The following is a 23894-nucleotide window of genomic DNA, read 5'->3' on the forward strand; positions in this document are numbered from 1 at the left end:
TTATTGATTTAGTTGTGCTGTGTTTTCTTCAGGTAATTTCACCTTAATATCGGTTCCGAGTCGTTGCAGATAGGCAATAAGGGCCACTACTTCCCGATTTCTCATTTCAATGAATTCTTCACCATTATCGGCTGCATATTTCTTATCGGCTTCGTAGCTTTTGGCGAAGTCGGGATCTGTATATAGGTTTTTTTCAATTTGCGTTCCTTGCTCCAACATCCATTCTTGAGCCCTTTCAATATCCTCGACCGTATATGGAACCCCAAGGGTTTGCATAACCTCCATTTTTGCTTCGGTTTTTCCTTTATCCAATTCATTCTTTATAAGCCATTTATAAGAGGGCATGATGGAGCCCGATGAGGTGCTCTGGGGATCGTAGAAATGGTTCAGATGCCAGGTATCACTGTACTTCCCACCTATTCGTAGTAGGTCCGGACCTGTTCGTTTACTACCCCAAAGGAATGGGTGATCGTACACAAATTCACCCGCTTTTGCATATTCGCCATAGCGTTCAACTTCACTTCGGAAAGGCCTAATCATTTGAGAATGACAGGCATTACAGCTTTCCCTAATATAGAGATCCCGACCTTCCAATTCTAATGGGCTATATGGTTTCACACTGGTAATTTGAGGCACGTAATCATCTACCATTAGGGATGGTATAATTTGAACAATTCCTCCGATAAGAATAGCTATAGTAGCATAGATGGTCAGTTTTACTGGACGACGCTCCAACCAAGTATGATAACCTTCCTTAGAGGTACGCTTTTTGGTTACGCGTTGTAATGGAGCGGCCTCTGCCAGTTCATCGGTCACTTTTTTACCGGCTCTAGCGGTTTTGATGATGTTGTATACACCAATTAAAGCTCCGATAATGAACATGGTTCCTCCAATAGCACGCATCCAGTACATGGGAATAATTTCACTTACGGTTTCCAAGAAGTTACCATATGTTAGGGTGCCATCGGGGTTGAATTGTTTCCACATAGAAGCTTGGACAAATCCAGCCACATACATGGGTAATGCATAAAGAATAATACCCAAGGTGCCGATCCAGAAATGTGCGTTGGCTAGTTTCGTGGACCATAGTTTTGTTTTAAACAATTTTGGCACCAACCAATAGGCCATACCGAAGGTCAGGAATCCATTCCAAGCCAAGGCACCGACATGTACGTGGGCAATAACCCAGTCACTAAAGTGGGCTATGGCATTCACATTTTTAAGGGAAAGCATGGGCCCTTCGAATGTGGCCATACCATAACCGGTAATGGCGACTACCATAAATTTTAATACTGGATCTGTTCTAACTTTATCCCAGGCACCACGCAGTGTCAAGAGTCCGTTTATCATACCACCCCAGGATGGAGCAATGAGCATAACGGAAAATGCTACCCCTAGGTTTTGAGCCCAATCAGGAAGCGAGGAATACAATAAGTGGTGTGGTCCAGCCCAGATGTATATGAAAATAAGGGACCAGAAGTGCACAATGGATAGTCTATAGGAATATACTGGCCTGTTCGCCGCTTTGGGAACGAAATAGTACATTAACCCCAAGAATGGTGTGGTGAGGAAGAATGCTACCGCGTTATGACCATACCACCATTGTACAAGAGCATCTTGTACCCCTGCATATACAGAATAACTTTTTAAAGCGCTTACAGGAATTTCGATACTGTTTACGATATGTAGCACGGCTACCGTAACAAATGTGGCTAGGTAGAACCAGATGGCAACATACAAATGGCGCTGTCTTCTTTTTAAGATGGTTCCTATTAAATTGGCACCAAAAGCAACCCAGACCAATGCAATGGCAATATCGAAAGGCCATTCCAGTTCTGCGTATTCCTTGGAGGTGGTGTATCCTAAGGGGAGAGTAATCGCTGCCCCAACGATGATAAGCTGCCAACCCCAGAAGTTGAAGTTGCTCAACCAATCCTTCCACATTCTTGCTTTTAATAGGCGTTGGGAGGAATAATAGACCCCTGCAAAGATGGCATTCCCTACAAATGCAAAAATCACGGCGTTTGTGTGCAATGGCCGTAAACGCCCAAAACTAAGCCACGATATTCCGTCTGTTAAATTGGGAAATAAAAACATGAAGGCCAGCAAAAGACCTACTGCCATTCCAATAATTCCCCAGAACATTGTTGCGACAATGAATTTCCGGACAATCTTGTTATCATAGTAAAACTGTTGTACTTCCATAGATATCTACTATTGTTCGTTTATTGTTTGGTTTCTTTAGTTATTCTTCTTGATCATCGTTTTCGGTAGTTACTTCTTCATCGAACAGCATCCGTATAGATGGGGTATAGGTGTCGTCGTATTGTCCTTTCCTAACGGAATGGATAAAAGCAGCAAAGAAGACCAATGCCACGACTACACTAATTGCTAAAAGCATATAAATGATACTCATACCTACCTGAAATGAGGTGTAAAACTATAGGGGAATCCCCTGAAAAAAGATGACATTTGTCAGCTTTGGAAAAATATTTATGACAGTAAAAAAGTGAAATTCCAGCCATTGCCCTAACGATTCTTATTGTTCAGTTTTTTACCAAGCACATAAGTGAATACCGTTGTAAATACCACTATGCTAATGGAGCTAAGAGGCATGAGTATGGCTGCCACAACGGGTTTTAAATAGCCTGTTAATGCGAACCCTAAACCAACTAGATTATATAGAAAGGAGAACAAAAAGGCATACTTAATAACCTGCATCCCCTTTTTTGAAAGCGAGAGAAATTGTGGAAATCGCTCGAATTGTTGAGCATCCAGAATACCATCGCACGCTGGAGAAAATACATTTACATTTTCCGATATAGCAATACCTACATCACTCTGGGCTAAAGCCCCAGCATCGTTGAGACCGTCTCCAATCATCATGACCTTTTCTCCCTTTTCCTGAAGCGATTTTATGAACACAAGCTTATCCTCAGGCTTTTGATTGAAATATAACTGTGTTTCTGGCGGAAGGGAAGATTGCAACGATCGTTTTTCACTATCGTTGTCACCAGACAATACAATGAGTTTATATTCTTTAGTGAGTAAGGAAAACATGGCTTCCATTCCATCCCGGTAATCGTTGTAGAAGGTGTAGTATCCTTTATATTGATCCTTCGTACTTATATGAACAGTGGTTCGGTTTATCTTATCTTGAAAAGCGATGGCTTGATTACTTAAGCTTTCTGAGACAAAAGCATGCGAACCTGCTTTAATATGCTCATTTTTGAAAGAGCCCTGAATCCCTTGACCTATGGTTTCAGAATATCCATCCAACGTACCAATTCCATTTTCTTTAAGGAGTTCATATAGGGAGCGGCTCAAAGGATGATTGGAGGCCCGTAGTGTGCTAGTGAGTAGTTTTTGTTCCTCCTCTGTTAAGGTAACCCCTTTATATGTGATCACATTTTTATGAGCTTTGGTAAGTGTGCCTGTCTTGTCAAAGACAAGGGTATCAAGTTGGGCCATTTGCTCAATAATGGGACTGTTTTTTAGAAAAAGGCGGTGTTTACCAAAAATCCGAAGTAGGTTTCCTAAAGTAAAGGGGGCCGCCAAAGCTATCGCACATGGACAGGCCACAATAAGTACAGCGGTAAAAACATTTAACGCCATGGTACTATCATAGAATAACCAGAAAGTCCCGGCCAAAAAGGCAATGAGCAGGATGGCAGGGGTGAAGTATTTACTTATATCATCAGTAATGCTCTGAAACCGGCTTGTGCTTTTCTTTTGAAAGATATCATTAGACCATAATTGGGTCAAATAACTTTGCTCTACAGACTTAACCACTTCCAATTCCAGTATGCCGGATTGTTGTTTTCCTCCAGCGAACAGCGTATCGCCAGACACTTTTGAAACGGGGTCAGCTTCACCGGTAACAAAGCTATAATCTATAAGGGCATTCCCTTTAATTAGGATACCATCTACTGGAATTAATTCTTCATTTCTTATGAGAATGCGATCGCCACGGCGTAATTCCCCAACTGGGGTTTGCTCCTCATCTCCATTTTTTAAACGCGTTACCGCAACAGGAAAATACGATTTGTAATCCCTTTCGAAGGAGAGAAAGGCATAGGTTTTTTGTTGAAAATATTTGCCAAGCAGTAAGAAAAAGACCAGCCCAGTAAGACTGTCGAAGAACCCTGTACCTACGTCCAATGCGATTTCAAAGGTAGATCGGATAAAGAGGACGAAAACCCCAATGGCAATGGGGACATCTATATTCAGTATTTTGGAACGTAATCCTTTGTATGCGGACACGAAATAATCGCTAGCCGAATAGAATACAACAGGGATCGAAAAGGCAAACATGAGCCATCGGAATAAGTGTTTAAAGCGTTCCAGCCAAAATTCGTTTACCTCAAAATACTCCGGAAAGGAGAGGAACATGATGTTGCCAAACGCAAAACCGGCCACACCCAATTTATAGATTAGGCTTCTATCTGTCTTTCTCTTTTTCCCTGTGGTATCATTTAGGGAGATATAGGGTTCATATCCCAAATTGGAAAGAAGACGAACCAATTGGTAAAGATTAAAATTGTCTTCGGTAAAGGTGATACGCGCTTTTTTCTTCGGGAAATTTACCTGCGAATTTTTAATGGAAGGATGCAACTTCCCTAAGTGCTCAAGCACCCAAATGCAGGAGCTACAGTGAATGGAAGGGATATACAAATCGATTACCTGAACCCCATCTTCATCAAAATCCAATAGCTTCTTTGCTATTTGATCGTTCTTAAGGAAGTCGAATTTGTGCTCTATCCTTGATGGCGAAGTACCAGGATTTTGTTCTAAATCGTAGTAATAGGAAAGATCGTGCTCATGAAGGATTTCATATACTGTTTTGCAGCCGTTACAACAGAACGACTTATCCTTACATGTTATGGTGTCTGTAGTACACGTATCCCCACAGTGGAAACAGGTAGACATAGTAATCCAATTTGCTTATACCAGCTACAAAATTGAATCATAAAAACAGGAGAAACCATGACATTTATCATGCATTAGCTTATATACCATGAGCGATTAGCCTATTAGGCTACTAAGCTTGAACATAGGAAGGTACATGGCCACAAGTATAACCGCCACAATAACCCCTACAATAAGGGTGAGCATAAAGTTGAAGACCGTGGTCATCATTTGCCCTTTGTACTTAATCTCGGTGGAGTACTGATCGTATAACTTTTGAAAAATATACTCTGTCTGGTTGGTCTCTTCGGCCACTTTCAACAACGCAATCATTTTCTTGTCATAGAAGGGATGTTTGGCAAAGCTATCATTCAATTTCGTACCTTGAATGATATCCTTTTCAATGGCATACAGTGTTTTTTCCAAAGGATAGAATCGAATCATATCCCTAACTAGTGCAATCCCATTCACTACTGGTATTTTGGCATTAGTCAATAAGGCCATTGCCTGGGTAAACTGTATAAGGTATACTTTCTGAAAATAATTCCCGAGTACGGGGATTTTCAATTGAAATTTACCAATCAATCTATAATACCAATCGGTTGTGGAGGCCCATTTAAAGAAAATCCCGATGGCACTCACTATAAGAACAATCACAAAACCATTCCCAGTGACCAGATTGGATAATTTTACGATCTGTTGAGTGAGCCAAGGCAGTTCTACTTTGTTCTGCGTGAAAATATCAACAAACATTGGGACTACATAGCGAAGCATAAAAAACACCACGACAACCGCCAATATTAACACAATGATTGGGTAGGACAAGGAAGAAACCAATTGCCTTCGGAGCTCATTCTTTCGGTTGAAATATTCCCGCAAGTCTTCCACAATTTTTGGAAGTTTTCCTGTTCGTTCCCCAATTTTTATCGCCTGATATTCATAAGCGGAAAAGTTGGAATCCTTCTCTAAAGCATCATATAAAGAGCTTCCCGACACAATTTCATTGGAAATCCTCATGATCAATCCTTGATCCTTGGGCTTTCGCTGCATTTCTGAAATAAGATCCAATGCCGTTTTTAGGTTAATGCCAGAATTAAGCAAGACACTTAACTCGGCATAAAATTCCTCCTTGGCACGATTGGACATCCCCTTCCCAAAAAGGCTGATTTCCCTATTCATAAAACTCACCTTTTCCTCTTTGGACTTACCCTGGTGTTTACTCGATATGTTCTCTAACTTAATTCCCATTGGCAGTCATATAGCGTGCGGCATCGATTTCTTGGTAAAGAAACAAAAAGGATTTCTTTTCTTCAGAACCCCATTCCAATTTCAGGCCATCTACAGCACCCATTACCACTTCTGTTCCTTGCCAAAATAGGGTGGGTTCCATATCCTGCGAAAGTATGGTGTCGGTTTTGCGCAGTATTGCTTTATCTAAAAAAGTATAAGTGATCGAATCTATCGGGGTCTTTAATTTTAAAACTTGTTCAATAGGATCATAAGCAATATCGTGATAGTGGTTAAAGTCTACGGTCATTTGTTGTTCCAACAAATCGATTTGGGTGGTAGTGCTGTAATTATCCTGAATGGCAGATACATTGCGTCCCATTAAACTCATGATCATATATGCCAAGCCTATGACGACTGTAGAAAGTGCCATTCCAACCATCATTTCGGTGAGGGTAAAAGCCGGTATTTTAGCGATCTGTTTCACCTATTTTCCTTTGTGTTCCTTTTTCTGAAGCCTTGTGAACAGCTTCCATCATGATTGCTGTGCCTGTTTTTTCGATAGCTATGTCCCATTGTTCCGTATCCTCATAAAATGGGATGGATATTTTTTGATGCTTGGCAAGGTAAGTGAGTTCTTTCATTCGGTTTTGAAACTCGGCATCATTTCCTTTTACCACACCTTTAAACACATTATTCAAGCTTAAACTCGAAATTGTAAATACAATTACTATAATGGCAGAAGCCACTAAAATCTCTACGATAGTGGCAGCCCGTATTTTCTTTAGTACAACCATTTCACCACTCCTTTCTTTGTGTTCTGAAAAGGTAATCCACAAAAGGCATCATGAATTTTAGTGCCTAGTAACTTTCCATTGTAAATATGATTAATGTAGCGCGAGCCAAATTCATTGGTGATGAATCTATTGGTATAAGTACTTCCTATTACGGTACCCGCCATACCGAGGTTTCCCTTAACGTAGATGCTTCCTCTTACTATCGAATCTTCATGGATGTATACATTGGTGTTAGAATGGTTTTCGAAGGCTTTTGGAAGGTAAATCACATTACCTTGTACATTGCTATTCTTGGAAATATACAAGGGCTCTTCTCCTTTCGGTATTGGAGTACTTTCTTCTTCCTTTTTATTGAATAACACCAATGAGGACGGATAGTCTAAAATCACATTTTCTTCTACCATTATTTTTTCACTGGCCATGAAATGACCATTTCCCTGAAAGCCATTTTCAATAGTAATTTTAGGAGCAACCAGGACCACATCGGTTAGTTTTGCCAAACGGGAGATAATGATTTCCGTTTCACTTTTAAGTATCACGTTACCTATACATTCTTGCGTAAGGTATATGGTATTGGTATCATATATTATCAAAGAGGGTTCTTGAAAAGATTGGACATTGCGGTCTTTAAGGGCCGTCATATACTCTGATGGGATGGGTCCGGGAAGCAATAGTTGTTCAGTTTGGGATTGCCATTGAGTGTCCAGCTCGGGTAAGGATCCATTACTTCTTCTGATGCTCCCAGAAACCAGTTCTTTGCCATTGTAATAGTGTCCTGAAATGACCCCAGCTTTTATACCTTTGTCCGATATGTAGGCTGCTCCTTCAATTTTGGTGTCGCCTACAACTACCAAGGGAAGTTGCGGATCTGCAACATGTAAAGCAGTTTTAGGGTCTTCATTTACACTTCCAACCAGTGCCATTTTTGTAAAAGATTTGTTCTTGGCTTTGCTCGTGCTAGCGCTTGTAACAAACCCGCCCCAATATCCTTTTTTAAGAACAGTAGTGAAATTGCCCAGTTCTAAAGAAATGGAGTCCTGTATTTGTGTACTTGGCAAAAGGGATTGTTCCAGCCCCATTTGGCTTTGGATTACCACATCCATAAACAATTGTGACTGAAGACCAAAATAACGATGGGTATGGGTTAATGTGATAAAGGAACCTAAAAGCAACGCCAGTATCACAGACGCCAATATGGCAAACTGAAGGGCAGAAGCTTTTATTTTTTTGGACCACATCACATTATTGAAAATTCTTGAGTCTTTCCTTCGAAACGCAGGGTGATTTTTTCTTTATTCCCTCGGATTACTTGTACATTTTCAAGGCTTTCTCCTTCACGCATTAATTGCTGTTGGCCATTAATTGTCAATACAAAGATTTTGTCATCAGAACCTTCATCCGAAACCAATCCTTGGTACAGAATATTGGGCCAAGCAATTTCTTCTTTTGGCTTGGATGTTGTGTTCGAAGTAGTTTTTTTACGTTCTTTTTTATACACCGTCCCTAGAAATGGATCACTTTCTATTGCTAGCAGTGCGAATTGCTCCTTTGGTTTTATATCTGGGGCTTTAAAGGAGCCGATTTGAGTTTGCGCCAAAGCGTTGTCATCTGGGGCAAATGCATCTACCATTCGGTAGATAAGAAGGGCCCAAATAACAACTACCAGAGGTAGTAAAATCCGTATGTTCTTTTTGCTTTTCAAGAAAGAGCTATTGGTTTACCGTAAAACTAAATACCGAACTTCCTGTGCCTTGGTTTCCTGCTTCGTCGAAAGCTTGAACTTGCCAATAGTAGGTGTCATTTTCCAAGGTGGCATTAAAAGGGGATGTAACTTGTTCTTTCAACACCAAATCGGTGAGGATTTCATCCCGATACACATAAATACTATCTATTTCTATACTTCCCGAGATAGGTGTGCGGGACCATTCAAAAGAAACGTCTCCAGAGGTAAGTATGGTTTCATCAACCGGTGCCGTTAGGGAAGCGGTATTCGGGATTGTTAGATCCACAAGGATATTCCTAGCAGAATATAAGGTATTTTCAGTACCATTTTCGGCACGCACCTGCCATGTACTTTCGCCTTCAGAAAAAGTGGCCGAAAATTGATTGGTAGAAGTGGTCTGTTCGTCAATGACCGAACCATCTTCCAAGATCTGAATTCGATAAAGCGTCGCCCCATCTATGAGTTGCCATTCCAATGTTTGGTTTGCGCTATTGGTAACCAAGTTATTGGTTGGATTGGAAAGGATGACAGTATTATCTGGAAAGTTTTCAATGGGAACTACCTGAAAGGCAGCCGAACTATAGGCTGTTTCGGAATTACTGTTTAGAGCTTTCACCCGCCATTCGTAAGTGCCCACATTCAATTCTACTTGACTCGTGGTAAGCGAGTCTACCGTATTGGCCACTAATTGTGCTGGGTTTTCAAAATTGGGTGTCGCAATCTGAAATTCGTAAGAAGTGGCATCGTTCACGGTTCCCCAATCGAAAAAGACCGTATTGGATGAGATCTCGGTATCATTGGAGGGAGCAATAAGCGTGACCGTCCGATTACTAATGTCCGTTTCTATGAGTAATCCACCCTCTTCATCGCAGGCATAAAATGCTACTGCTATCACTAAGTAAAAAAAAATCCGTTTCATTAAAATCTAATCTCCGTTTTACGTTCTGCCCGCTTGGCCGATTTGTACTGATCTTCGCCACAGCTACTACCTTGTTCCACCAAATCCATAATGCGAACCTTATAGCCGTTGGACGTTCCCCAACAAAAATGCGAGGCTTCGTAAGATACAATCTTCCCTTGACTGAATTCGATGGTTTGGGCCACTTTGTTTTGGTTCCGAATTTCGATGGAAAGTGTTTTTTCCTTGTTCTGAACCAAATACAATTCTTCTGCCTTGGCAATACTGCCTCTTAAAGCTTCTGGAAAGTGTATCGTGATTCCGGTTACCACACCAAAACTGGAACCTCCTTTGAGGTAGCGCACCAATTCCTTGTCTTTATTGAGTATATCGACCATGGCGATCTTATCCAGTATTTCTAGGGAAACGAGCGAGCTATCCTTTTTGGTATGGGGAAGGGAGTCTTTTTTGGTAAAGATTTTTCGTTTGGACACCTTTTTTTGTACTGCCATTAGCCGCAAGGGGGTTTCCAAATCCAACACGGTTTTGGAATTGGCAACGGTCTGCAAGGCATAGTTTTTATAAACTCCCAATGTCCCCAATTCGGGGTACTGGGTTTCTGTTGTGGTTTTATGGGTGATGGTACTGCAGGCACTCATTACTAGTGCTCCCCCAACAATAATGAATAGTTTTCTAAGCGTCATATGTCTAATCTATACTCAAAGATAGGATTCTTATATGAATGAGAATTAGGTAAAATAATTATTTATGTTAATTCGGGCATCGAGAAAGACAATTAATTATTAGAGCCAATCTAAGTATATAATAGGTTTGGAAAAAACCCATTGTTTAAATAGAGTGACTCCAATACTAATAACTGTTACGATTAAAAATCTAATGGTTTTTGTAATACTATATACCAATAAAAAAATAACGAATAATCTATAAAATAACGAAATAAAATCATAAATAAACAGAACGGGATTTGGAGATAAAATATTGGGTAAATTATCCTGAATGTAATAGTGATTCCTAACTAAAAGAAATTTTACTAACCACAAAAAAAATTCACATAATAAAACTAGCCTTAATTTGGTTTGATCCCTTCCTTTTGCCTCAAGCAATGCCAGCGCCATAAAAACAAGAATTATTAAATAATAAGAAAATTTGGTTAAGGAACTTGTATTGATTAATCTATCAGGATTAACTAATAGAATGAATTTTTGGTTTGACAAATAATAGTTAATTAGGATTGGCTCAAGTAAGATGATTAGAGTCAATCCTAGTACAAGAAGGAAATATTTATTGTTATTTTGTAAAAGGGCAAACATTTATTTACATCCGCATTTATCCTTTCCAAAGGTCTGTCTATATCCGTCAAAAATCTTCATAATAGTCGTTGGCATTTGTTCCATGTTTGAACGATTTATGTGTGTTGAATAAAATTCAGTTATTCTTTCAAACTTGGGGTTGAAAAACTCTGTAGTGGGGTTGTCAAATAGGTTATCCCAACGAGAGTATGAATTGCGATAGTTGTCTTTACCGGTATAAACTGAATATATATAATTTTGAAAGGCCACAGCATTTGTTTCTATTGCTTTTAACACTTCTGGGCGCATTAATCTTTCCCCAGTTCGGGTATTATAGTAATGTAAATTCCTATTGAATGTTCCATGTCCGTTAATTTTATCGGTAATGTAGTGTTCCCAGGAATGCCATACCTCGTGGGCGGCTATAACCCAGTCAGAGTGGTAAAAAGCCCAATTTCCATCATATAGACCTTCCGTCGCAAGAGCTCCCATTGTAAAACCACTACCCATTTCCCCTAAATATAGGGTTTTTGTATCGCTATCATAAATAAAACCAAAGGCACTTTCTTTGTATTTTACCTTGACTATCCAATCCTCATCATTTTCAATCATATCAATTATTTCTTTTCCTCTTTCTGTCCGTGCGATTCTCCTTTTATAAAATGCCCAAAGTGTTTTTGCGATTTTTCCGATGGGCACAAACTTAGCGCCATCTGGATCAACACCATTTATAGGGTTATTTCCCATACCCTGATATGGGCTATGAAATTGAGCGGCAGGGTCAATTGATAGCCACCGTCCAATTCTGTTATCCCACAACCTGAGTTGGAAAGCCTCCATCCCCGTTTCGGGGTCTTTTTCTTGTCCCTGGAAGGCGTATCGGTAACTTCCCTCCTGGGTCCTGCTGGGCATGGGCATCCCGAAAGGGTAATAATCAGTTTTGGCCAGCATGATCGGCGTTCCGTCTATAGCTTTTGAGAGCACGGCTCTCACATTGCCCAAGTGGTCAGTGATCTGGTACCGGTAGGTTCCCTGGTTCCCCGAGGGGGGATCCGGCTGAAAAGAATTGAATAAGTAATCCCCAATTCTGTTCGAGCCGTACACTGGGATTTCTTTTATATCCGGTTCATTGGTGTTTGTTGCAGAGTAAACAGCCGTTATGTTGCCGCCCAAATCCCTCAGGTAGTAGGTGGAGTAGGTATTCCCGTTGGGGTTGTAAACAGTTTTTTTGGTACGTTGACGCCGGTCATTATATACAATTTCCATAATAGGTAAAATACCTGTTCTTAACTCGATATTGTCAATATATAGTGGCAACTGGTCGCTTATGGTCTCTTTTCTAAGGGTCAGGGTCACCTTGTTTTTGGTAGGTGTAAAGGAGAAGCTTTCCTGTCTGGTGTATAGTCCGCTGCACTCGCTGGTATTGGGCAGGCTTATGTCGTCTATGTACTGCAGGTCGGTGTTGTAGCTCCTAGTTTCCAGTATGGTCGGTATGGAAATGTCCACCGGTCCGTCATAGAGTGTGATGACGTAGCCTGCTGGCTTTTCATTGGCCTCTCCGATTTCAACGAGCTCCTTATACTGGTCTACAATGATGCTTAGGTCCAGGGTTTGCGGTACCCCATCCAGCACGTCAAAGGTTCGTGTGACCGTGGCATTGTCGGGCATATGGAACTCCATGCTTTTACCGTATAGGTTGTCCAAGGTGGCACAGCTAGGTAGTATGCCCGCTCCACCATAAGTACCGTCGTCGTTGATCTGTTTGGTGCCACTGCTAACGGACCAGAAATCGAGTTCTTCGCTCCCTGCTTCTTGATGGTTCTGGTAGTAGAGCGTGAACTGCGCATTGGGATCTGTATTGTCCCCAAAGGTGGATATTTTTGACACCAAACCTGAAGGGGTGTACTCATAGATGGCACGACCCTCTATGTCACTGTAGAGCTGCCCAATGGCAGTATAGGTATAGTTGGGCGCTCCGTTATTAGATTGGTCCCTGAGGTCGTTGTAGCGGTCGGGGTCGGTGTTGTCCCCTGTATCCAGCACGTTCTGTAGCTGGTTGCCGTCGTAGAGGTACTGAAAGTCGTCCATGTTGTTGCTGCCTTTTCCAGTATACCCATTTCTTTTAAGACTAAGGATGTTCCCGTTGGCATCGTAGTTGATCCCCGATATTTCATAATCATTGTTGGCATTGGGAACGAAATTCACCTGATACCCATCACCGCTTGTACTAATGGAGCCGGCCCCAAAGGTGGCTCCTTGGAGCCAGTTGTTCTTGTTATACTGGTACATATAGGAGTCGAACCCGCCAAAGGAGGAGCTGGAGGTACTGGTATTGAACCTTACTCCCTTTATGTTCCCGTTGTACTGGTCGGTACCATGTGTGTTCTCAGTGGAAATTGGAGTGGGAGTTCCTGTACGGGTATAGTCCCCATTATAATAATCGATGGCAAATCCGAAGACATCTGCCGCTACCGTGCTACCGGGTTTTCCGTCGCCCCCTGGGTCCTTGAAGGGATCCAATGTTGGGCTGTTGATGGCCTTGAGTTGTCCGTTCAGGTTATAGACATTGTCAATTCCCTGAAGGTCCTCGGCAAGGACCGTACGGATGAGTTCTCCTGTTTCGCCATAGGTATACCTTGCCTGTTCGGTCCAATCGGAGTCCATCCCAGTCCGGGAGGTATGTACGGTGACCAGTTGCCCGGCATTGTTGTATTCATATTTATGTATAAACCTTTCGTTGGGTTCATGTCTTTGGAAGTCCACTTCTATTACTTGTCCTGTGGCTGGGTCATAGATATAGTCGATCGTTTTATAGCAATCCATTCCATCAATTTTTTGAACTACCCAGGTTACACGCCCTTGTACATCGTAACTAAACCAAGTCGTGGAGGTATTTGGATTACGACTATAGGTCTTGGACACGTTCCCTGCGACAAAAGTTTGTTTGTACTCTGCAAAAGGGAAAGGGCAGGTAGGGATGTCGAACCCCGTCCCCAGGTCGGGCACATCGTAAAGCGTATGGGTTTCATATTCCGTATCTAATCCTGAAATATTTGGGCCATCTGGATCCAAAGCCAAAAATGCACCAGTCCAGGTGAACACGCCACTTTCTATTGACCGACCCAGTTCATCGTAGTTCGTGTAATGGACCCTTCTGGAGTTCGAAGCATTCTCAGAATATCGAATTTGTCCATCTTTACGATAGAGAAATTGAGAAAACCCTTTATCTGGGTTTTGAGTTGATAAAACTTCACCTATGCTATTAAACTCATAAGTAGACACTAGATTTTTAGATAAAGGTTGTGTTCTTTTGATCATCCGATGCATCTGATCATAGCTGGCAAGGCTGTAATCATAGTAATTTACCTCATGTTCAATCTTAATTGTATTTGGGGCATTTTTTCCATAATTAAGTGGAGTTGAAACTGCGATACGGTAGAAACCATTTCCAGTGCTGAGGGTGGCAGAGGTCTCCGTTACATTTTGGAGAAAAGAATCGGTAACTAGATCATAAACTCTTAATGTTCCACTAGATGCGCTGCTAGGGTTGTAGATAGTGAAATCTGTTATTCCTTCAGGAATATGTATATCGACATATCCTTGTGCCCCAATATACACCTCATTAGTGAAAGGTACGATTTCCAAAGTGTTGCCACTTTTTGCAGTGGCAATAACATTACCATCCCCATCTTTAAATTCTACTACTTCTGTACTATTTACGTCACGTGAAATATTTTTGGTAACACGCGTATTATTATTAAAACTGTTTCCAAATGCATTTGGGGCACTTAACTCGCTGCCAGAGTCCATGCTAAAAGAATAAGCCTGCACCCATTCGCCATTTATTTTGTTTCCACCCAAAATCTTTTGTCCGGATCCAGAGTTTAGCTTACTATATACTGCTCTTATGAATGGGTAGCTTGTAATATCCTGATATAAATTATCTGTGTTGGCTGGGCTGTAGAAAATTTGTAGAGGTGAACTACTGCCAACAGGGCTCGGGTTATTTACAGTACCTCCGATATCAAAATCGTTAGTTGTGTAAGAATTATTGCTGCTATTTAATATAAAATTGGGATCCATAACTAAACCTCCGCTAATTGGTGCATTTAGTGTTTGCAATGCAGGTCGGCCATGACGATCGTACAATAATTGATTGACCCAAATTTTACCAGTTAAAACATCCCAACTTAACCCTTGGTTGGCCTTGCCTAAGGTATTGAAATAGTTTTTGCCTTTTTCTATAGTAACACCTTTTAAATTGAACCCAGTGCTTGCTATTTGATTGTGGGGCCCCCACAGGTTCGGTGCATCATCCAAATCAAAGGATTGGGCATTCAATGAAATTACTGAAAAGATTATCAGAAGTAGGCTTGTATAGAAAGTTTTGAATACTGTTTTCATAGTGTTTACTATTTATATTATACCTAGGATGTTATTTTGAAATTGAATTGGAATAGATTCCGAAATAATCGTTCACCTTGCTTTTTAATAGTTCGATGTCGTTTTCAGCATCACCGTCTAAAATGATGATTTCCTGTATGGTTCCATATAATGGATTCATGAAGTTATTAAACCCTTTGCCTCTTGCTCCAATCATAAAACCACCATTTTCATGGGATCCTAACCAAGCTTGGGTATCTGGCAATTCGTTATTTACCCATGCTTTCAAGGTTCCTGGCTTCTTAATCGCAATTTGTAGTTTTTGATCCTGGTTATTCAATTGTGCAGGATATTGTGTTCTTTCTACTACACCATCTGCTCGAATGTGAGAATTTGTTCTCGCCGTCCTTCTGTCATTGTCTAATCGATATTGATTGGTAGCTCCCACACCAAATTTTCTGTTCACGAAGATTACTCCAAAATCATCTGGCCGCTCATTCGTGGATACAGAGACTAGGGTCGATGTATTTCCTTGAGCAAAAGCACTATAACTTGCTGCATTATCTATTAGGAATTCATTGGTTAAGAACTGCAATGCAGGTTTTCCGTTTCTCTGTACTAACGTGCCATTGGAAATGAGATAAGGTCTTCTAGTACCATCCCCGTATTGGTTCGCCACTAGATTTGGATCTAAGTTCAAGCTGGGCTCTTGAGCTACCCATGCTTTTACCCTTCCAGTGCCACTACCTATAAAGGAACCTAGGGTTCCAGGATTGACAAGGGTGATCGAATTATCGCTGGTCACACTATTAAGCGTGATTTCATTTTCGCCAGGAGCAAAGAAAACCCACTTATCTACATCATCACTTGCCCTTGTCACTAAAAGCACCGCCTTATCCCAGCAAAACCACTGCCTTACAGAATAGACCCCTTGTACATTGACACTAGGAATATTGTCCATGTTCAAACAAACATTGAGAGGACATGGATCACCAAGCGTATTGGCTTTATCCAGTTCTAGTATGGCCACATCATGTAAGGGAGTATCTGTATTATAGGCGCTCCATAACAACTTGTCTCCGTTTTCAGATAATTGAATTTTAGAGAAGTTACCTGTTTGCACAATAGGAGAAATATCAACTGTTTTTGCAAAGGTTGCTGTGCTTAAATCCCCAGCGGAGGTCAACTTATATTCCTTGATCGAGGCGCCAACGGTTTTAAGCCCCATCAGGGTTGTCATGTCCTGTGAAAAAGTGAGACTGTATAATGTTATGGACATGTTCAGCTCATCATTTAAAGTTGCAGAAGCTACATTCCATGGGCTGGACAGGGTATAGTGACGTACAGATTGATCTTTGGTCACGTATAGATTTAAACCATCGTTGGTGATGTGTACATCCCTTACGGTAAAGCCAAGGTTTACAGAACTCACAAAGGTAAGTGTGGATAGATCGTGAGCAGTGCTCATGGAGTACATCCTTATTTCCCCTTCAATGTCCCCAAAGGCATGAACAATGTGCAGCCCATTTGTGGTCACATGGATTCCTTCGCCTTGTCCCAGAGCTGCATTTGAAGCGATTGAGGTGGCCGTTGAAACATCGAATGGTGTGGACATGGAATACTGTGTAAGGTTTGCATTGTGATTGCTCAAATACAATACGGTTCCATCTGCACTCATGGTACTACCTTGAACAAGGGTTCCTGTATTCTTACTGTTCAAAAAGGAAGTGCCACAGGCTTGATCGTCACAAACATCTCCAATTCCATCTCCATCACTATCAGCTTGGTCGGGATTTGGAACGCTCAAACAATTATCACAGGCATCGCCCACTAGATCTCCGTCTGTATCTGTTTGATCTGGATTTGGGACTGTTGGACAATTATCGCATTCATCGAAATGACCATCTCGATCACTATCGCTACCTGATTGACAATCTGGGTCGCAAGCATCTCCTAAACCGTCCCCGTCAGTATCCAATTGATCTGGATTAGGATGCTGGGGGCAATTGTCGCATACGTCACCATATCCATCATTGTCACCATCAAATTGGTTTGGATTGTATGTAAATGGGCAATTGTCACAGGCATTTCCGAAACCATCACCGTCATCGTCGTAGCCACAGCCACCTTCACAGGCATCTCCAATACCATCTCCATCTGTATCTGTCTGGTCCGGATTCTGGATGGTTGGACAATTATCACATAAATCATAAACACCATCTCCATCAGTGTCTATGGTACCACAGCCGGTGCCGCAATCTGGATTTGGATCGAAAGGACATGGATCACACAAATCATTAATACCGTCTCCATCGCTATCATCGGGGCCGCATTCAATATCACACGGACTATCACAAAAAGGGTCAGGATTATTTGGACAAGGATCGCAAATATCATTTATGCCATCTCCATCAGTATCTACCATCCCACAACCAGGATCTGTACAATTTGGGTCTGGGTTTTCTGGACAATTATCAACACAATTTAGAATACCGTCCCCATCGGTATCTGTATCAATAATTGCATCACAGGCGTCGCCTATCCCATCGCAATCTAAATCAATTTGATTAGGATTGTTTACGGTTAAGCAATTGTCACAGGCATCTCCAATTCCGTCTCCGTCTGTATCCGTCTGATTCGGATTACAACTATTTGGACAATTATCGCACACATCACCCACAGTATCATTGTCGGCATCTTCTTGTTGTGGATTGAAGTTTTGAGGACAGTTGTCGCATACATTCCCTATATTATCTTCATCATCATCTGCCTGGTCTTCATTGGTAGTTTCAGGACAATTATCACACACATCCCCAAAAGTATCCCCATCAGAATTGGTTTGATCGGGGTTTGGTGTATATGGACAATTGTCATCAGGATCTGGAATTCCATCTCCATCTATATCACCAAATGGGGTGTCATCGCACACATCTCCCACACCATCATTATCGGAATCTAGTTGATCCGTGTTTGGAGTATATACACAATTGTCATTTATGTTTAAGATGCCATCTCCATCAATATCATCATCACAAGCATCTCCAATTCCATCACCATCGAGGTCTTCCTGTGTTGGATTCACGATATAGACACAGTTGTCATCTATGTTAAGTATTCCATCATTATCGATGTCGTCATCGCAGACATCTGGCAAGCCATCATTGTCTGTGTCGGGTTCCGTTGGATCTCCAATTTGCGGACAATCATTGGGGTCTATTAAGGGCTCTTCTAGGCATTCATCCCAGTTAATCTGGTCCGTATAAATATCTACTGAAGCTCCAGAATAACGATACATGTAACGGTTTTTACTAACAACATTATAACCGCCAATAAAATCTGTTTGTTTTGGAGTCTCTACATAGGTTTTAATCAAACGACCAACTTTGTCGTATCTAAATGCCGAGGATAAGTTGTTGGCATCTAACATGAATAACAAATCGTCATTATTATCATCATAAATATATGCGACGACAGAGCTGCTTATTGGATGTACTCTGAAATCATCAAAATATTGATCCACATAGGTGTCGTTTTGCACATATACATGGAATCCGCTAGTGCCATCGTAAGTAAAGTAATAGTTACGTAATTCCCAACAGGCAGCCTGTACGGTTTCCTGTGGGGTTAATTTTGTGCCATTAAAGTACGCATGGCTTTCTTCATAGCCTTCTTTTACGGCAGCCCAAAAAGAGACTTTATATTTTCCTGGTCTCAGGTCTTTGAGATCCCCTTGGTAATTTACTTCGAACACTTTGTTGGAAGTGCTATTGTTCTTTACGGAATAGAATCCAGCATGTGCAATATCATTCGAACGATAATTTGCTCCTAATACTTCACCTTCAAAGGAATTCCCAGATAAGGGTCTTTCTGCACTGGAAGCGTACATCTCTGTTAATGCCGCATTTCCTGCAACCAATGTTTTTGTATTGTCTGCAGACATTCTAGAGGCTAGGAAATTTCCGTTAATATCCTGCAACTCTAAAGGTTGCGAGAATCTATCATACCTCGTGACTTCCGTTGTTTTTTGCCAATAATCTACTGTCGGCTCACCTGTGGACCAATTGAAATAATCATTCGTATTATCCACAGTGGTTAAGTAGGCTCCGTCTCCATCCACATTTTCTTTCCAAATAAAAGAACTGTGCTTTCTCCATGTCGGATTTCCTGTAGATTCTGCCCCATAGGCATCCCTGTAGGTCCAGTCATCATTCCAGGTACTAATGGAAGCATTTATTGTTTTCCAGTCGTTGGGTCCTGAACCAAATTCCACTTGACTAAGCATCATGGCTTCTTGGTTCAGCATGTTTTTGTTGGAGGTATTCAAAGTTTTAGGCCCCATTTGACCTACACCCATATATTTTTCATAGGCCGGTATCCGTATGTCCCTTTTTCGAGTTCCATCTGCTAGGGTCGAAATACTGGTTCGGAAACTACCTAACCATGGATCCACATCATCATACTCTATGTAACTATCCTTATTTTCTGAATATGTGATTGTTTTCTTGAGCATGTTGTTATACTCTGTTTTCGAAGATATACTTAAGAGTCGCTTTTTTGTTTCTTCATAGTTTCCGTCACTATCCGTTCTAAAAATGGACTTCATGGAAGTGAAGCTTTCGGTTACAACTCCTTTATTGGGTTCTTGTGTATCTAAGTTTCTTCCATTGATGTATTCGTTCTCGGTCCGGAAGAGAATGTGTCCTTCTGAGTTCAGTGCTTCAATAGATTTAAGTTGTCCGATAAGTGCTGTGTTAACTCCCAGTTCTATCTTCTTTGCTTCAACATTTTTACTGCCTTCTCCATCCAAACCACCAGAGTCTTCGGTTACATTAGCCCAAAAAATATCATCTTCCCCAGGGGCGGGAGTGCCAGATCCAGTTGCAGGCATGGAGAGGTTGGGATCAAAAATATCGGTTAAAGGATGCAACACATTGTGATGATATCGTGTTTGCGCATCGAAATCTCCCTCGGCCGTGCGTTCTGTCATGGTCACATACTCGTACATCACTCCAGGAGGCGGAAGCTCTGACTGGTATGGCACGAATTTTATACCATCGATAGGTGCAAATGAGGTAACTCCTGAGGATCTTCCCGCACGCTCGTGTTCTTGTGGGAATTCATAATCGTATGTCACTTGGTATTCATGACCATTGGTGGCATCGGTAGTGGTTAGTTTAGCAATCCGCAATCCACCACCTACTTCATCTTCAGGAACTGTATTTGCAAGTAACTTACATTGTACAGCATAGTATTCATCCCTATTCCCAACATATGGTGGAGGGAAGTGATTTCTAGCTACATCTTTGTAAGGCCATCCTGTTCCATAAGATCGTGCCCTTGAAAATGGAGTGATTTGCAATAAGCGCCCTCTATTATCGGAATTATCCGAATCGTGACAGTTTACGTGTCCTGTACATTCTAACATTACGTGAGAAGGACTCACCGAAATCACTGTGGCCTGCTGAGGGTCTATTGTTAAATCTCCCCAATCGATATCTCTTCCCGGGGGATTGCGATAAGCAATTGCTCTAAAATCGAAATAGGCTGTTTCGGAAGGATCAAAATATTTTGTAAAATCGATATCTCTAGTATCGTTATCATCTTTTTCAATTTTAACGCGAACCGTTCCTGTTTCATAGCAATTGGGCAAGAAACTGTGGAACAATCTAAATTTTAGCCGGTTTTGGAAAACTCTTCTGGAAAAGGCCTCTATCCAATAATCATCCTCTTCATATTCAATATCAATTTTAGCCCCAGTTGGGGTCGTAATGTTTTTTAAACTCCAAGCCATTGCCTTATTCTTGCCCGCATAGGATCCCTTCATAAAACCCCAGTTATCAATAAGCTGACGTTTTGCTTTTTCATAGGCTATGGGGCTTGAGTCTGGTATTGACTGAAGATCAATATTCGGCATCTGATCCAGGTAGTAATCGAACCTATAGGCTGGCATATAAGTTGCTCCGCCCCTTCCTTTAATTTCTACACCCATCAGGGTTAATTTTGCTTTTTTCCATGAAGGATTGGCAGGATGAATTCCAGGTGAAGAAGGAGATTTTTTGGCAAGCACATAATCATGCTGCATCTCGACTACTTTTAGGGCATTATCCTCGATAAATTCTTGTGAAACATCATTAATGTCGAATACTTGAGCTTCATTGTGCATGGAATAAGAATAACTGGTTCCATATTCTTGCTCAAAAAGTGGGGACTCCCAGTTTGGAGCGTGGGTTGAGTTGGGGGTATATCCTCCATCGGTAAGACCATCTCCTAAATAGTCATTCGTATCTTTAGTTAATTGATTGGCAACATCTGTTTTAAGCAAAACAATTTTGTCCAATTTTAAACTGTATTCCTTTTTATAATTTACGTAGCGTTCCCTAACCGGGATATTGCTGGTAAAGTTCATCCCCGTGTTGTTCCCCGTGGTGTTTAGGTTTCCATTGGAATCATAAAAATCACTTTCATTGTTATCGTCGCAAATCCAAGGGAAAGAGGTGCAAATTGTAGACGTATAGGAGAAGTTGAAATCTAGGTCTTTACCAACTGCATCATATCTCAAACTTTTAACAAATACTGCAGTTTGGTTCTTTGTTTTAATCTTGTCCAGATAGTACAATTGTTTACGTCCAAATTGGTAATATCCTTTATCTTTTTCTTCAATTTCATCAAGAATGTTAGTGCTATAATTGTAAATATCGCTTTCATAAGGAGTACGCCAAGTCATTCCATCGGTCCATTTCCCATATTCCAATTCTACCCAGTACCCATAATCTCCCTCATCTACCTTATTGTTTCCATTGACATCGAAATAATCGGAACCTGTAACTGCAGTAAGTAGCCAGTGGGTCGCAAATTTGCTATACTGTCTTTTTTCTTTTGAATTCACAGTGGCTCCCAATGGAATTTCTTTATGTTCGATTAGATTGCGTTGTACCTGCTCGAAATGATAGACAGGTAATGAAAAGTGATATGTTTTTCCGTCTCCAGAAGTTATTTTATACGCTCCAATTCCATCAGGATCGAAATGAGCATTATTGCTTCTAAGATGATCAGGAACATTTGCTGGAGTCACTAACCCTGCAGATTGAGCTGTACCTACAGCGATTTGCTGATTGGTATATACCTCTACATATGATGGGGTCTTAGCTCTCCTGCTATGTGAAATACCATCTTCCGAAAACCCAGTCGACACATTACCATAATTATCCAAGAAGTCATTTAAACTATTACCACTACCTCCTGTGCCATTGGGTGCAATAATTGCCTCATCACTTGTAAATTGATTTTCAAAATAGAAATGAAAGTCATTCCCAAGGGCTCTTTGATTTCCAGGGTTGTCTCCAGTATGCCAGAATACATGAATATCCTCTCCCTGCTGGTTCGCTGTTCTTTCTCCTTTTCCAAATAGCGGAATATTTTGAAAGAGCCTTGGTTTAATACTTCCGCTAATTCCTTGAGCAGCCACTGAATAATTATCGTATCCTGCGAATGTGAAGTTGATGTTCTCAATTTCACTGGAATAGTCTCCAATAAATTCTTGTTCTGGTTGTGGGATTCTTACGGAATATAGATCGAAACTTTTGGTTCTTTTCAGATAATCATTAAAGCCGTCTAGGCTTCCAGCCTGCGAACTTCCACTTGTCATGGAACTGAAATCATTGGCATATAGGGTTCCCCATTCTTGTGTGGAAAATCCTTTGCGCAGGGAATATGTCACTTTTTGTCTATTGAATCCAAGGGTAAGTGTAATAGGGCCGATAGGAATTGGTATGGACAACCCAAACGATTGTTGTTCAACACTAAAATCCCCAGAGGAAAAACTAGCGGATCCCAGACCAACACTACCAGAACCTGAATTCTTGTTTTCAAAATTCTTCCCTACAGATCCCCCAATAGACATTCCACCATTGAAATCCCAAGAAGCTCCTACGCCAGCAAAGGTATTTTCTCCAGTTTTAATCCCAGCTCCTACACCTATACCGGTAAATTTTCCTTTATTCAAAGAGTAGGATGCCGAAGCTCCTGCCCCGAAACTTCCAATAGAAACACCTACACCGCCCGTAGCGGTAACATTTCCATTTGTGTCGGCCGAAATACCTATACTAGCACCTCCAACGGATTTATGAAAAGGTGTTCCAAAAGAAGCGCTTACCGAGCCAGATAAACCTCTATTACCTCCCCAATTCATTCCCACACCAACAGTGGCAGACTCCAGAAACCCTACATCGATACTTACTCCATAAAATACATCCGTATCTTGATAGGAGGTAAAATTTATGCCCACACCACTTTTCCAATCATCGGGCGTATTGGTAACAGACCTATTGATTGCACCTGGATTTAGGTACCACCCTAATCCAACCCAGGAGGCATCTAAATCTGGTGTGATCCCAGCGTGGTAGGACAAATTCACGGGGAACCCATCTACAGACATTAATGGTAACACATAGGATAAATCTCCCGTCGAGAGGTTTACCATGTCTGTGGCGTCCACTGGCTCAAATCCAGAAGCTTCTGGAGAGGTGGGCCCCGTTCCTTGTGCATAGGACTGGTTAGAAATAAAAACTGTGAATACTAAAAACGCCGAGAGGGCTACTAGTATTCTGCGATGATTTAATGGCATTTTCATAAAACAGTATTTATGTGGG

12 protein-coding genes are annotated in these 23894 nt (G+C 41.2%); all 12 read right to left on the reverse strand.

Annotated elements, in window-relative coordinates; all coding sequences use genetic code 11:
• Nucleotides 1-2205: a cytochrome-c oxidase, cbb3-type subunit I gene (ccoN, locus tag AC6JAD_RS06760; RefSeq protein ID WP_461304531.1), complete on the reverse strand. Its 2205-nt coding sequence runs from the start codon at nt 2203-2205 to the stop codon at nt 1-3.
• Nucleotides 2206-2245: 40 nt separating this feature from the next.
• A complete protein-coding gene (ccoS, locus tag AC6JAD_RS06765; RefSeq protein WP_461304532.1) occupies nt 2246-2416 on the reverse strand; it encodes a cbb3-type cytochrome oxidase assembly protein CcoS in 171 nt (56 codons plus the stop codon).
• Nucleotides 2417-2529: 113 nt separating this feature from the next.
• On the reverse strand, nt 2530-4929 hold the full coding sequence (locus AC6JAD_RS06770; RefSeq protein ID WP_461304533.1) for a heavy metal translocating P-type ATPase: 2400 nt from the start codon (nt 4927-4929) through the stop codon (nt 2530-2532).
• Between the two features lie 96 nt (nt 4930-5025).
• A complete protein-coding gene (locus AC6JAD_RS06775) occupies nt 5026-6156 on the reverse strand; it encodes a type II secretion system F family protein (protein ID WP_461304534.1) in 1131 nt (376 codons plus the stop codon).
• Complete coding sequence (locus AC6JAD_RS06780) at nt 6146-6622, reverse strand: PulJ/GspJ family protein (protein ID WP_461304535.1); 477 nt, start codon at nt 6620-6622, stop codon at nt 6146-6148. Before AC6JAD_RS06780 ends, AC6JAD_RS06775 begins: the two co-directional genes overlap by 11 nt.
• Nucleotides 6606-6932: a hypothetical protein gene (locus AC6JAD_RS06785; RefSeq protein WP_461304536.1), complete on the reverse strand. Its 327-nt coding sequence runs from the start codon at nt 6930-6932 to the stop codon at nt 6606-6608. Before AC6JAD_RS06785 ends, AC6JAD_RS06780 begins: the two co-directional genes overlap by 17 nt.
• Nucleotides 6920-8173, reverse strand: coding sequence for a hypothetical protein (locus AC6JAD_RS06790; RefSeq protein ID WP_461304537.1), 1254 nt, complete (start codon nt 8171-8173; stop codon nt 6920-6922). Before AC6JAD_RS06790 ends, AC6JAD_RS06785 begins: the two co-directional genes overlap by 13 nt.
• Nucleotides 8170-8634, reverse strand: coding sequence for a hypothetical protein (locus tag AC6JAD_RS06795; RefSeq protein ID WP_461304538.1), 465 nt, complete (start codon nt 8632-8634; stop codon nt 8170-8172). The genes AC6JAD_RS06790 and AC6JAD_RS06795 overlap by 4 nt, the downstream gene beginning before the upstream one ends.
• Before the next feature lie 7 nt (nt 8635-8641).
• On the reverse strand, nt 8642-9574 hold the full coding sequence (locus AC6JAD_RS06800) for a hypothetical protein (RefSeq protein ID WP_461304539.1): 933 nt from the start codon (nt 9572-9574) through the stop codon (nt 8642-8644).
• Nucleotides 9574-10257, reverse strand: a complete 684-nt coding sequence (locus AC6JAD_RS06805; RefSeq protein WP_461304540.1) for a hypothetical protein — start codon at nt 10255-10257, stop codon at nt 9574-9576. Before AC6JAD_RS06805 ends, AC6JAD_RS06800 begins: the two co-directional genes overlap by 1 nt.
• A gap of 627 nt (nt 10258-10884) precedes the next feature.
• A complete protein-coding gene (locus AC6JAD_RS06810; protein WP_461304541.1) occupies nt 10885-15267 on the reverse strand; it encodes an RHS repeat domain-containing protein in 4383 nt (1460 codons plus the stop codon).
• 31 nt (nt 15268-15298) lie between these two features.
• Entirely contained in the window at nt 15299-23875 is an 8577-nt protein-coding gene (locus AC6JAD_RS06815) for a YadA C-terminal domain-containing protein (protein WP_461304612.1), read from the reverse strand.
• Nucleotides 23876-23894: the final 19 nt, after the last annotated feature.

It is taken from the genome of Aureisphaera sp., from assembly GCF_059726885.1.